This window comes from Pseudomonas sp. S31, assembly GCF_016648105.1.
Lineage (GTDB): Bacteria > Pseudomonadota > Gammaproteobacteria > Pseudomonadales > Pseudomonadaceae > Aquipseudomonas.
Window position 1 is genome coordinate 15,627 of sequence record NZ_JACVVE010000025.1, and the last position, 12,933, is coordinate 28,559.

The 12,933-nt window shown below is 62.8% G+C and carries 11 protein-coding genes and 1 tRNA gene; 7 read left to right on the forward strand and 5 right to left on the reverse strand.

The genetic code is table 11. The features are described from left to right. The first annotated feature begins 6 nt into the window (after positions 1 to 6). Positions 7 to 468, forward strand: coding sequence for a response regulator (locus IAE37_RS18205; protein ID WP_201175754.1), 462 nt, complete (start codon positions 7 to 9; stop codon positions 466 to 468). Between the two features lie 13 nt (positions 469 to 481). Further along, positions 482 to 2,866, forward strand: a complete 2,385-nt coding sequence (locus IAE37_RS18210) for a hybrid sensor histidine kinase/response regulator (protein ID WP_201175755.1) — start codon at positions 482 to 484, stop codon at positions 2,864 to 2,866. A 176-nt stretch (positions 2,867 to 3,042) separates the two neighbouring features. On the opposite strand, the gene IAE37_RS18215 is transcribed toward IAE37_RS18210, so the two are convergent. Beyond that, a tRNA-Gln gene (locus IAE37_RS18215) sits at positions 3,043 to 3,117 on the reverse strand. Between the two features lie 260 nt (positions 3,118 to 3,377). On the opposite strand from IAE37_RS18215, the gene IAE37_RS18220 reads away from it, so the two are divergent. Next, positions 3,378 to 3,620: a hypothetical protein gene (locus IAE37_RS18220; RefSeq protein WP_201175756.1), complete on the forward strand. Its 243-nt coding sequence runs from the start codon at positions 3,378 to 3,380 to the stop codon at positions 3,618 to 3,620. A gap of 105 nt (positions 3,621 to 3,725) precedes the next feature. Then, a complete protein-coding gene (zapE, locus tag IAE37_RS18225) occupies positions 3,726 to 4,811 on the forward strand; it encodes a cell division protein ZapE (protein WP_201175757.1) in 1,086 nt (361 codons plus the stop codon). A 109-nt stretch (positions 4,812 to 4,920) separates the two neighbouring features. Here zapE and IAE37_RS18230 read toward each other — a convergent pair whose 3' ends face one another. Next, positions 4,921 to 6,810 carry a propionyl-CoA synthetase gene (locus IAE37_RS18230; protein WP_201175758.1) on the reverse strand — a complete coding sequence of 630 codons (1,890 nt, stop codon included), beginning with the start codon at positions 6,808 to 6,810 and terminating at the stop codon, positions 4,921 to 4,923. Positions 6,811 to 7,027: 217 nt separating this feature from the next. On the opposite strand from IAE37_RS18230, the gene IAE37_RS18235 reads away from it, so the two are divergent. Then, complete coding sequence (locus tag IAE37_RS18235; protein WP_236410047.1) at positions 7,028 to 7,408, forward strand: winged helix-turn-helix domain-containing protein; 381 nt, start codon at positions 7,028 to 7,030, stop codon at positions 7,406 to 7,408. 63 nt (positions 7,409 to 7,471) lie between these two features. Here IAE37_RS18235 and IAE37_RS18240 read toward each other — a convergent pair whose 3' ends face one another. Continuing rightward, positions 7,472 to 8,242: an SDR family NAD(P)-dependent oxidoreductase gene (locus IAE37_RS18240; protein WP_201175762.1), complete on the reverse strand. Its 771-nt coding sequence runs from the start codon at positions 8,240 to 8,242 to the stop codon at positions 7,472 to 7,474. 73 nt (positions 8,243 to 8,315) lie between these two features. Then, positions 8,316 to 9,149: a transporter substrate-binding domain-containing protein gene (locus IAE37_RS18245; protein ID WP_201175764.1), complete on the reverse strand. Its 834-nt coding sequence runs from the start codon at positions 9,147 to 9,149 to the stop codon at positions 8,316 to 8,318. Between the two features lie 290 nt (positions 9,150 to 9,439). Here IAE37_RS18245 and IAE37_RS18250 point away from each other — a divergent pair, with 290 nt between their 5' ends. Both IAE37_RS18250 and gabP read left to right on the forward strand, forming a co-directional pair. Further along, on the forward strand, positions 9,440 to 9,952 hold the full coding sequence (locus IAE37_RS18250) for a heme-degrading domain-containing protein (RefSeq protein ID WP_201175765.1): 513 nt from the start codon (positions 9,440 to 9,442) through the stop codon (positions 9,950 to 9,952). Between the two features lie 102 nt (positions 9,953 to 10,054). Beyond that, a complete protein-coding gene (gene gabP, locus IAE37_RS18255; RefSeq protein WP_201175767.1) occupies positions 10,055 to 11,446 on the forward strand; it encodes a GABA permease in 1,392 nt (463 codons plus the stop codon). 103 nt (positions 11,447 to 11,549) lie between these two features. Here the strand turns inward: gabP and IAE37_RS18260 are convergent, their stop codons facing one another. After that, positions 11,550 to 12,854 carry an aspartate aminotransferase family protein gene (locus IAE37_RS18260; protein ID WP_201175769.1) on the reverse strand — a complete coding sequence of 435 codons (1,305 nt, stop codon included), beginning with the start codon at positions 12,852 to 12,854 and terminating at the stop codon, positions 11,550 to 11,552. Positions 12,855 to 12,933 lie beyond the last annotated feature (79 nt).

Below are 12,933 nucleotides of genomic sequence, written 5' to 3' on the forward strand. Positions count from 1 at the left end.
CCTATCATGCTCAAACCCATCCTGCTGGTCGAAGACAACCCCCGGGACCTGGAGCTCACGCTCCTGGCCCTGGAACGCAGCCAGTTGGCCAACGAAGTCATCGTCCTGCGCGACGGTGCCGACGCTCTCGACTACCTGCTGCGGCGCAACAACTATGCCGATCGTGACGGTGGCAACCCGGCTGTGATGCTGCTCGACCTCAAGCTGCCCAAGGTCGATGGTCTGGAGGTGCTCAGGGAAGTGCGCGCCACCCCGGACCTGCGCAGCATCCCCACGGTGATGTTGACCTCTTCGCGCGAGGAACCCGACCTGCTGCGCGCCTACGAACTGGGCGTCAACGCCTACGTGGTCAAGCCGGTAGAGTTCAAGGAGTTCGTCGCGGCGATCTCCGACCTGGGCATCTTCTGGGCGGTGCTCAACGAGCCACCACCCGGCTCGCTGCGCCTGAACCGCCGTGGCAGCAACTGAGGCTCACGCGAAGATGCTACCAAACCCGCTAAAACTGCTGATGGTCGAGGATAGCTCGCTGGATGCCGAGTTGACCCTCATGCGCCTGGAGCGCAGCGGCCTGCAGTTGCAGTCGCAGCTGGTGTTCGATCATATCGGCGTGGAGCACGCCCTGCGCGAGGCCAGCTACGACCTGATCCTCTGTGACTGCGTGCTGCCGGGCTCCTCCGGCACCGAGGTGCTGGCCATCGCCCAGCGCCTGGCCCCGGACGTGCCGTTCATCTTCCTCTCGGGCATCTATGGCGAGGAGCACGCGGTGGAGATGATCCGCCTGGGTGCCACCGACTACCTGCTCAAGAAAAACCTGCCGCTGTTGCCCAAGGCCGTGCGCCGGGCGCTGACCGAGGTCCAGGAGCGCCAGCGTCGGCGCCGCGCCGAGGAAGCCCTGGCCGACGTCGAGGCACGCGCGCGCATCGCCATCGACGCCGCCGGCATGGGCACCTGGGACCTGCGCCCGGAAGAAGGCCTGCTGCTCTGGGACGATCGCTGCAAGACCCTGTTCGGCCTGCCGGTGGACACCGAGATGAGCCTCGAGGTGTTCTACGCCGGTATCTACACCGAGGACCGCGCCCGCGTGCGCGATGCGGTAGAGCAGGCCATGCGCCCGGACAGCGATGGCCGCTATTGGGTGGAGTTTCGTATTCAACCCCAGGGGCGAGAGCCCCATTGGTTGCTCAGCAGCGGCCAGAGCCAGTTCGTCGATGACCGCTGCGTGCGCTTTTCCGGTGTGCTCCAGGACATCCACGCCCAGCGCATGGCCAACCAGGCGCTCAAGCAGCTCAACGAAATGCTCGGCGAACGGGTCGAACGCCGCACCCGCGAACGTGACCGCGCCTGGGAACTGTCCCAGGACCTGCTGGCGGTGCTCAACAAGGACCTCACCCCGGTCGCGCTGAATCCGGCCTGGGAAGCCAGCCTGGGCTTTTCCCGCGAGCGGCTGAGCCAAGCCTCGTTGCTGCAACTGCTGCCCGAAGCGGATCAGGAGGCTCTGCTCACCGAACTTGCCGCCCTGACCCACGGGCGCACCAGTGCGCGTTTCGTCGGCCGCATCCAGCATGCCAGTGGCCAGTTGCGCTGGTTGTCCTGGGCGGTGGTACCGGAAGACACCCTGCTCTACGTGGTCGCCCGCGACATCACCAGTGAGCGGGAAAATGCCGTGGTCCTGGCCGAGGCCAACAGCCGCCTGCGCGAGCAGATCACCGAGCGCGAGCGCATCGAGGCGGCCTTGCAGCAGATGCAGCGCCTGGAAGCCGTCGGCCAGCTCACCGCCGGGGTCGCCCACGACTTCAACAACCTGCTGACGGTGATCCTCACCGGTGCCAGCTTCCTCGAACGCGACCTGGCCAAGGGCGACCTCGACAAGGCCCGCAGCCGCCTGACGCACGTTCGCGAAGCCGGCGAGCGCGGTGCCAAGCTGACCTCGCAGTTGCTCTCGTTCTCCCGCCGCCAGCGCCTGGAGCCAGTGCCGCTGCACCTCAACCGCACCCTGACCGGGCTCGAGGAACTGCTGCGCCGTACCCTGGGCGGCAACGTCTCGGTGCGCCTGGACCTGGACGACAGCCTGTGGCAGGCGCTGACCGACCCGACCCAGACCGAGATGATCATCCTCAACCTGGCGATCAACGCCCGCGATGCCATGCCCGACGGCGGCCAGCTCACCCTCTCCACCCGCAATACCTGCATCGAAAACCCGCCCCGGCGCCCGGAAGACCCGGAGCCTGGCGACTACGTGATGCTGAGCATCCGCGACACCGGTTGCGGCATGAGCGAAGAGGTGGTGGCCAAGGTCTTCGAGCCCTTCTTCACCACCAAGGACATCGGCAAGGGATCGGGCCTGGGCCTGGCCCAGGTGTTCGGCTTCGCCAAGCAGTCTGGCGGCGGCGTGCGCATCGACACCCAGCCCGGTCGTGGTACCCAGGTGGCAGTGTACCTGCCGGCGGTCAAGCAACCGACGGTCTGCGAGACACCCGCAGCCGTTGCCCTGCAATCGCTCGACGACAGCGGCGCCGACCGTACCATCCTGCTGGTGGACGACGACCACCTGGTCCGCGACATGCTCGGCGATGTGCTGCGCCAGTTTGGCTATCAGGTGCGCCAGGCGCATAGCGGCGAGCAGGCGTTGGCGCTGCTGGACGGGGGTATCGACCTGTTGCTGACCGACTTCGCCATGCCTGAATTCAACGGCGCGCAACTGGCCCTGGCGGCCCGCCAGCGCTACCCGCGCCTGCCAGTGGCGTTTCTGACCGGCTACGCCGAGCTGCAAGGGCTCGAGCTTCCGGGGAGCGTGGTGATCCAGAAGCCGGTGCAGGCCCAGGAGCTGGCGCGGGTGCTGAGCGAGTTGCTGAGGGTGACCGAGTAGGTTTGTTTCGCCTGTGCCGGCGCTTTCGCGGGTGAACCCGCTCCTACAGGGGCGGCTATATCCTGTAGGAGCGGGTTCACCCGCGAATGGGCCGGCACAGGAAAACGAAAACGGAAAAACCCAGCGCTGACATTCGTCTGCACCGAACAAGAAATCGAATAATTGAAAGGAGAAAATGGCAGGGGCGGCTGGATTCGAACCAACGCATGGCAGGATCAAAACCTGCTGCCTTACCGCTTGGCGACGCCCCTGTATCGGATGCAGCTGATGCTGCCCAGACAATCCCACATGGCTGACAACATTGGGTTGTTGTCGTGGAATGCGCGGCACTTTAACAACAATATTTCGATCTGTGAACCCCCAACGAAAAAAAAGATTCAATAAAACAGCGAGTTAGTGGTCAGTACTGTTATCGGGGGCAACCACCCGTCGTTTTTCCCCCGGTGTGCGTTAACACAATCGCGATTCCCCATTCCAATCAGGTAAGCCTGCGCATGCAAGGAGGAAACCCATGCCTGTCTCACACGATCTCTACCAGGACCTGCACTACCCCCGTGAAATCGTCCAGCAGCGTCGCCAGCATGATCCTAAGCTGGACCGCTTGCTGGACGAGTATGTCGACATCGACAACCAGGTACTGGCTGCCGAATCGATCTCGGCGGGCAACTTCGAGGACGAAGACCTGCGTCACCTCAAGGAGCGCCGCCTGTCCGTGAAGTTCATGATCGAGCGCCAGCTCGAGCGCAAGGCCTGACCTATCTACCCAGGCGATCATCGCCGGGTGATTTTTGTATTGGTCAAAACGGCCATCCTCGGGCAAGCTGCGCCCTGCCCTGCCATCGCCCGAGGAGGCTACGCCTTGTCCGCCTGGATTCCCAACCCGCTGCGCCAGCTAGGCCAGCGCTTGCGCCCCAGCGCACCCCACGACAGCGAACTGCTCGCCTGGTTCGAGGCCAAGGCCGCCAGCCGCAGCTACCAGCTCAGCGACGGCCAGCGCGCGGTGATCGCCTGCATGGCCGAGCAACTGGCGCAACTGGGCGAAGGCCAGCCACGCAGCTTGTACCTGCATGGCTCGGTGGGGCGCGGCAAGAGCTGGCTGCTCGACGGGTTCTTCCAGGCCGTGCCGGTCGAGGCCAAGCGCCGCCTGCACTTCCACGATTTCTTCGCCCGCCTGCACCAGGGCATGCACCGCCACCGGCTTCTGGACGACGCCCTGGGCGCCACCCTGGACGAGTTGCTCGGCGATTGCCGGGTACTGTGCTTCGATGAGTTCCACGTCCATGACATCGGCGATGCCATGTTGCTGACGCGCCTGTTCGATGCCCTGTTCGCCCGCGGCATCTTCCTGCTGGTCACCTCCAACTACGCCCCCGAAGGCTTGCTCCCCAACCCGCTGTACCACGAGCGCTTCCTGCCGGTGATCCGCCTGATCAATGGCCGCATGCAGGTGCTGGAGGTGGGCGGCGACACCGATTTTCGTAGCCTGCCGGCCAACCGCGAGCATCAGCGCTTCACCCACGGCCACTACGCCTGGCCAGGGGATGCCGGGCAGCGCGAGGCCTTGCAAGTGCCAGCGCCGCAGCCGGTGACCCTCGAAATCAACAAGCGCAGCCTGCGCGCCCTCAGTTGCCAGGGGCGACAGGTGATGTTTGCCTTCGACGACCTCTGCGAGCAGGCCACTGCGGTGATCGACTATCTAGTCTTGGCCGGGCAGTACGATGAGTGGATCATCGACGGACTTGATGACCTGTCGGAGTGCTCGCTGGCCGCGCAGCAACGCTTCGTCAATCTGGTGGACGTGTTGTATGACCAAGACCGCCAACTGACGGTGATTGGCAAGCGGCCGCTGGATGAAAGCCTGGGCGGCGCGATCGCCGACCTGATGCGTACGCGCAGCCGCTTGGGGCAGTTGCATCAGGTGGGGCCGGGAGTCTGCGTAGCCTGATCCGGCCTCTTCGCGGCGGTTCGACGCATCGATGAACCCACTCCTACAGGATCACCCAATCCCTGTAGGAGCGGGTTTCACCCGCGAAAAGGCCGGCCCAGGCGCCCCATCACCCCGCCCTGGGCAAATCCGCCAACACCGCCTCGATCTCCCCCAGCACCGCCGGATCATCCAGGGTCGATGGCGGCGTGTAGTCCTGCCCATCGGCGATCTTGCGCAACACCGCGCGCAGGATCTTCCCGGACCGCGTCTTGGGCAAGCGCTTGACCACCCGCACCCGGTTGAAGCACGCCAACGCGCCGATCGCCTCACGCACGCTGCCCACCAATTCGACCAGCAACTGCGACTCGGCAATGCTCTCGCCATCCTTGAGCACCACCAGCGCCAGCGGTACCTGCCCCTTGATATCGTCGTGCACGCCGATCACCGCGCACTCGGCCACGGTCGGGTGACGCGCCACCAGGTCCTCCATTTCACCGGTCGACAAGCGATGCCCGGACACGTTGATCACATCATCGGTGCGCCCCATGATGTAGACGAAGCCATCATCGTCCAGGTACCCGCCATCGCCGGTGTGGTAATAGCCGGGATAGGTGTGCAGGTAAGCCTGCAGATAACGCTCATGGTCGCCCCACAGGGTCTGGCTGCAGCCTGGTGGCAACGGCAGCGCGATCACGATCGAGCCCTGGTGATTGGGCCCGAGCAGGTGGCCGTCGTCGTCCAGCACCTGCACGTGATAGCCCGGCACCGCACGGTTGCTCGACCCTGGCCTTGCCGCGCTGCCCTCCAGGCCCACGCAGGGCGCGGTCACCGGCCAGCCGGTCTCGGTCTGCCACCAGTGGTCATGCACCGGTTTGCCACTGACCCGCTCCAGCCATTCGTGGGTGCTGGAGTCGAGTTTTTCCCCTGCCAGGAACAACTGGCGCAGCGAACCCAGGTCATGGCGCCGCAGCAGCTCGCCGTCGGGGTCTTCCTTGCGGATCGCGCGCATGGCGGTCGGGGCACAGAACAAGGCGTTCACCCGGTACTGCTCGACCACGCGCCAGTAGGCCGCCGCATCCGGCGTGCGGATCGGCTTGCCTTCGTAGAACACCGTGGTGCAGCCGCTCATCAACGGCCCGTAGACGATCAGTGAGTGGCCGACCACCCACCCCACATCCGAGATGCCCCACCACACATCACCCGCCTGCATGCCATAGATATGCTGCATGGCGTAGCGCAGCGCCACGGCATTGCCGCCGTTCTCGCGCACGATCCCCTTGGGTTTGCCGGTAGTGCCGGAGGTATACATGATGTACAGCGGGTCACCCGCCTCCAACGCCACCGGCGCCACCGGTTCGGCACTGGCCAGCGCCTGCTGCCAGTCCAGGTCACGGCCTGCCTGCAAGGGTGCGGCAACCTGCGGCCGTTGCAGCACCAATACATGGCCGGGCTGGTGACGGGCCAGTTGCAGGGCACGGTCGACCAGCGGCTTGTACTCGATCACCCGGTCGAACTCCAGCCCGCAGGAGGCGGTGAGCAGCAGGGTCGGGCGGGCATCGTCGATGCGCAGGGCCAGTTCGTTGGCGGCGAAACCGCCGAACACCACCGAGTGCACCGCACCGATCCGTGCGCAGGCCAGCATCGCCATGGCCGCCTCGGGGACCATCGGCATGTAGATGATCACCCCATCCCCCTTGCCCACGCCCAGCTGGCGCAGCAGCCCGGCCAGGCGCGCCACCTCGTCGCGCAGTTGGTGGTAGGTGAAGGTGCGCTGCGTGGCGGTCACGGGCGAATCGTAGATCAGGGCCAACTGCTCGCCGCGGCCTTGTTCGATCTGGTGGTCCAGGGCGAGGTAGCAGCTGTTCAGGCTGCCATCGGCAAACCAGCGATGGGTGCCATCGGGGTTGTCTTGCAGGGTCTGGGTGGGCGCGCGGTACCAGGCCAGATGGCTGGCCTGCTCGGCCCAGAAGGCCGCGGGGTCGGCGATGGATTGAGCGTAGCTGTGCTGATAGGTCATGGTGACGAAAACCCGGTACTTGTTGTTATTGAAGGGCGAAACCTGAGTATGGACCCCGGCGCCAAGGCTGCCATGGGACTAAAGTCATAAACGCACGCAGCCTCAGGGGCCGACGCTGCCAACGGGAAAGTCACCGACCAGCATATTGTACTCATCACTGCATGCAATATAGCATTCGCACCGAGGCTACCAGATTGGCGGGAGTTTTTCGGTGACCATGCTCGACACGGCGGCAATACAACATGTGTGCTTCACAGGCGATGTGTTGCGCTTGAATCCTTGCAACAATCAGATCGACTACAACGGTCATCGTTGCCAGATCAAAACGATGCCCTGCCGGTTGATGTACCTGCTGCTGCAAAACGCAGGCAGGATCATCAGCCGAAAGACGCTCTACAAAGAGATCTGGGGCTATGATTTCGACCCTGGCACCAAGATCATCGAAGTCCAGGTGCACTATCTGCGCGGCTTGCTGCTGGCTTTACAGGCAGCGCTCGAGATCAGGACTTACCGGGGCAGAGGCATCTGCCTGCAAGACCGGATCAACCCGGCAGCGGGTAGTGCAGAGTGTGTAGGTAACACAGACGTCATGCGCTGACGCCGGTGCGCCAATGCACGGCGGGCGCCGGCCCTCAGCCAGCGCCCGACCGAGCCGAGTCGGTCAGCGGATGTAGCTGCCGCCGTTGACGTCCAAGGTAGCCCCATTGAGCGAGGCTTGGGATGGACGCAGCGTGAAGGCCACCAGCTCGGCGATCTCGGCCGGGCTGGCCATTCGACCTACGGGGATGTCAGAAACGGCAGCCGCTTCGCCATGCTGTGCAACGAACTGTTCGGCCATGTCCGTACGTACCCAGCCTGGGGCGATAGCCACGGCCACTACCCCATCGCCTGCCACGCTGCGCGCAAGGGACTTGGTCAGGTTGATCAGCGCCGCCTTGCTCGAGCCATAGGGCAAGGCGTCAGCGGCGTAGCCACGTTGCGCCGCACGGCTGGCCATGTTGATGATGCGCCCCCCACCGTGAGCCCGGTAATGCGTGACCGCTTCTCGGCACAAGTCAGCGGCGGCGAAGAAATTGACTTGAAACTCGCGCCGCCACGCCTCGCGCCATCGTGCCGAGGGTGCTTCCAGCGGTATCTCCGTGCGGATGCCTGCGTTGTTCACCAGCCCATGAATCCGCCCGCCGCAGATGTCCAGTGCCGCTTGCCACAGGTGCTCGGGACCACTCTCCTGGCTCAGGTCTGCCTGCACGATCCAACCTTGCCCGCCAATGCGTTCCAGCAGCTGTTGCGAGCCCTGCGCATCGCGGCTGTAGTGAATCACCGGGCGGGCGCCTTCGGCGGCCAGCCGCTCGACGATGGCAGCACCGATGCCACCGGATGCTCCGGTTACCAGAACCGTTTGACCTGCCAGGGGGCGCGTCGGGTCACTCATCTGTTGTCCTCATTTTCCTTCGTTCAACATCATCGAAGGCCGCTCATCCTGGATGAGCGGCCGGGTAATCATGTCACTTCGCCGAGTTGGCCTCGACCGAGGCCTTGTCGACCAATTGCTGGATCTCACCGGCATCACGGCGTTGGCGCAGGTAAATGTTCAGCGCCTCCAAGTCGGCGGCAGCGATATCGCGGCGTAAACCGAAGGCGACGCCTTGCTTGGCCAGTGCAGGCTTGGGCAGGATTTCCCGAGTCCAGTCGGGGTTGGCGAGGGCGAAAAGGTGGTTGGTGTCGCTGGCATCCACCAGCACGTCGGCGCGTTTGGACATGACAGCCAATCGGGCCTCGTCCATACCCGGCAAGCGCATGATCTTGCCGTTGCGCACTACCGAGGAAATGGCCTTGTCCTGCGCGGTACCGGACATCACGGCGAAGGTGACCTCGGGTTTGTCCAGCGCTGCGATCTCGTCTTTGGCATCCGCGACCTTGGGGTTGTTCTTGTTCACCAGCAACGAGACCTGATAGTCCGTCGCAGGCACGCTGAACGCCACCGCCAACGCCCGCTCCGGCGTCTGGTTCAGCGCCATGGCCAGGTCCCATTTGCTGCTTTGCAGGCCGGCCACCAGATTGTCCCAATTGGTGTCGACGAAGCTGACCTTGACCTTCAGTACCTTCTCGCCGAAATCCCGGCAAAGGTCGACGAAATAACCACTGTAGTCACCCGTCTTGGCATCGCGCATTACGTAAGGCGCGGCGACGGCGGCGCCACATCGCAGAACACCGGCCTTTTGCACGTCCTGCCATAGCATGGCTTCAGCAGCCCGGGCCGGAGGATGGGCGAGAAGCGCGCCGCACAGACCAGTACCGATCACAAGGGTTTTGAGCGTGGACTGGATGGAGAAAACCATTTTCAACCTCACTGATAGTCATTGTTGTTGGCAGGAAGGTGCGACATCGTAATGCATGCTATTTTGTGTGCATGCTTGCACTCACATTATGAATGAAGCTCAATGCTGTCAATGACCGTTCGATAAAATCCCTTGAAACGAAAGATGGCGACACACCAGACAAATCTTACGAAAGAAAATCAGCATCTGTACGTGAGAGAAAATGGATTTAACTCACCATTAAATGGCGCCAACCTGTTGAAGATTCTGGATTCCATACAGGCCTTCAAGCTGTCCGAAGGAGCACTCCGATGAGCCTCACAGACGAGTTGGCGGTACTGATCCGCCAAGAAGAAACACTTCAGTTTCCACGGTTCGACGAAACCATTGCCTGGCAATTGGGCAGCCACCTCTACGAGCAAGCGGCGGACCAATCCTGGCCGCTGGTGATCGCCATCCAGCGCTTCGACCGCCCGCTCTTCTTCGCAGCCCAGCCTGGCGTCACCGCAGACAATCTTGGCTGGGTCGAGCGCAAGCAGCGTACCGTCCACCGTTTCCTGCGCAGCTCTTACCGGATCCGCTACCAACTGGCCTTGGACAAACAGGACATCGCCCAGCGCTATCATCTGTCGCCTGCGATGTACGCCAGTGTGGGCGGCGGTTTCCCGCTCATCGTCAAAGGTGCCGGGGTAATTGGCAGCGTGACGGTTTCCGGACTGCCCGACCGCCAGGACCACCAGATCATCGTCGACGCACTTTGCAGGTTGCTCGGCCATGACCGTACCGGGCTCTCGCTCGCCACGGATTGCCCGTTCCGGCACTAGAACGCTGACAGTTCACCCGCTGGATGCCCGCTTGGTACATCCAGGGGACTCTTCGTGCGTTACGGATTTAGAACGCTCCAACAACAATTAATGAGTTCTTTCATGTCCAATACATCACTTGCACCTGGCCTCAAGCAGCCCCATGTCACCATGCTGTCGATCGCCGGCGTCATAGGCGCAGGGCTGTTCGTCTTCTCCGGGCACGCTATCGCCAAGGCAGGCCCTGCCGCCCTTCTCGCTTACACCTGCACCGGCGCCCTGGTAGTGCTGGTCATGCGCATGCTTGGTGAGATGGCGGTGGCATCCCCGGACACCGGTTCGTTCTCCACCTACGCCGATCGCGCCATCGGCCGCTGGGCGGGTTTCACTATCGGTTGGCTCTATTGGTGGTTCTGGGTGCTGGCCATTCCTCTGGAGGCGATTGCCGCCGCCAATATTCTCAACGCCTGGATGCCAGCGATAGACACCTGGATGTTCGCTTCTGCGGTCATCGTGCTGGTAACCGCATCGAATTTTTTCAGCGTGGCCCGCTATGGCGAGTTCGAATTCTGGTTCGGCCTGCTGAAGATCCTCGCAATTATCGCCTTCATCGCCCTGTGTAGCGCAGCACTGCTGGGGTTGCTGCCGGATCGTCCGGTCAGCGGAATGCAGCGTTTGCTGGCAGAACACGGGGGCTTTGCACCCAATGGCATGCAGGCGATCATCGGAGCCATGCTCACCACCATGTTCAGCTTCATCGGTGCCGAAGTGGTGACCATCGCTGCGGCTGAATCCAAGGACCCTGCCCGTCAGATCACTCGCGCGACCAACTCGGTGGTGTGGCGCATCTGCGTGTTCTACCTGCTGTCGATCGCCTTGATTCTCTCGATAGTGCCGTGGAATGACCCACGCTTGCCTGAAGTCGGCTCGTTCCAGCGAGCGCTGGAGATCCTGCAGATCCCCAACGCCAAGCTGGTGATGGACATCGTGGTACTGGTGGCCGTCGCCAGTTGCATGAACTCGCAAGTCTATACCGGCTCGCGCATGCTCTATTCGCTGGCGCAGCGGGGTGATGCACCGGCTTTCCTTGGCCGCACCACATTGGCCAAAGTCCCCCGTGCAGCCGTGGCCTCGACCACGGTGCTGGGCGTGGTGGCCACCTTCATCAACTACTTCGCCCCACACAGCGTCTTCGCTTTCCTGCTGGCAACCTCCGGCGCCGTGGCACTTCTGGTCTACCTGGTCATTGCGGTGTCGCAGCTGTGCCTGCGCAAGAAACTACAGGCCAGCGGCGCTCCCGTGACGTTGCGCATGTGGTTGTTCCCCTGGCTGACCTGGCTGGTGATCGCGTTCATCAGTGGCGCGCTGCTGAGCATGTTCTTCATTCCGGCCTATCGCACGGAAATCACCGCCACCGGCCTGCTGACCATCGTCATCATTTGCCTCGGCTTGTTGACTGCAAGGAAATCCCACCGCGGCGCTGCGGCGCAACTCGCCAAGAGAGCAGCGGCCTGACCCCTACCCCCGAAAAAAAGCCACCGCCAATACCTGAACACAGCAAAAGGCCGCCTGTTACAGGCGGCCTTGTCTCACGCTCAAGCAGACTCCTGCAAATCGATCAGCCCAACAGGGAGCCAATCGCTTCATCCAGAAGCGCGATACCTGCTTCGACTTCCTGCGCATTGACGACACAAGGTGGTACCACGTGAATGCGGTTCTCGACGATGAACGGCAGCAGCCCGCTGTCCAGAAGCTTGGCCTTCAAGGCCTGCATCTTGTCCGCAGCCAGCGGCGCGCGGGTACCCTTGTCGCTGACCAATTCCAACGCCCAGAACACGCCAGCGCCGCGCACTTCACCGATCGCGGAGTGCCGCTGCTGCAGCTCGCGCAGCCCCGGCCCCAGCACGTTACTGCCAATTTCCAGTGCGTTTTCCACCACTCGCTCGCTGCGCATCGCATCGATCGATGCGACGATCGAGGCCATCGCGAGCGGGTGTCCGGAATAGGTCAGGCCACCAGGGAAGAAGTGGATGTCGAAGTAGCTCGAGAGCTGTTCCGAGATGATCACGCCACCGACAGGCACGTACCCGGAGTTGACCCCTTTGGCGAAAGTGATCAGGTCCGGCACCACATCATAATGCTCCAGGGCGAACCATTTACCGGTACGACCAAAACCAGACATCACTTCGTCGAGGATCAGCAGGATGCCGAACTCGTCCGCCAGCGCGCGAACGCCTTGGATGTAAGCGGCAGACGGCATCAGGATACCGGCGGTACCTGGCAGGCTTTCCAGCAAGATCGCTGCGATCGAAGCCGAACCTTCGCTCTCGATGATACGGCGCAGGTGGCGCAGGGCGCGTTCGGTTTCCTCGGCCTCGTTCTGCGCGCTGAACTCGCTGCGGTACAGGTACGGGGTGAAGAAATGCACGTGGCCGCGAGCATACTCATTGGGTACACGACGCGAATCGCCGGTAGCGACGATCGCCGAGCCGGTGTTGCCATGGTAGGAGCGGTACGATGACAGCACCTTATCGCGCCCAGTGAACAGCCGAGCCATGCGAATGGCGTTTTCGTTGGCATCTGCGCCGCCGTTGGTGAAGAACACTTTCTTGAAGCCCTTCGGCGCCTGCTCGATGATGCGTTTGGCCGCTTCGCCACGCATCAGGTTGGCAGTGGCAGGGGCGATGGTGGTGAGCGTTGCGGCTTGCTCCTGGATCGCCGCGACTACCGCCGGGTGCTGGTGTCCAAGGTTGGTATTGACCAGCTGGCTGGAAAAGTCCAGATAGCGCTTGCCCTCGTAGTCCCACACCGTGCACCCCTCGCCGCCTGCAATGACCAGCGGGTTGAGCGTGCCTTGGGTGGACCAGGAATGAAAGACGTACTCGCGGTCCAGGTCTTTTACGTATTGGTTGGTAATTGCCATGATGCTCGTCGGCCTCTTCGATTGACGCGTATATCCCATGGATAAAGAAATGCCGCCTGGGATGGCGGCGAGGTCTCCA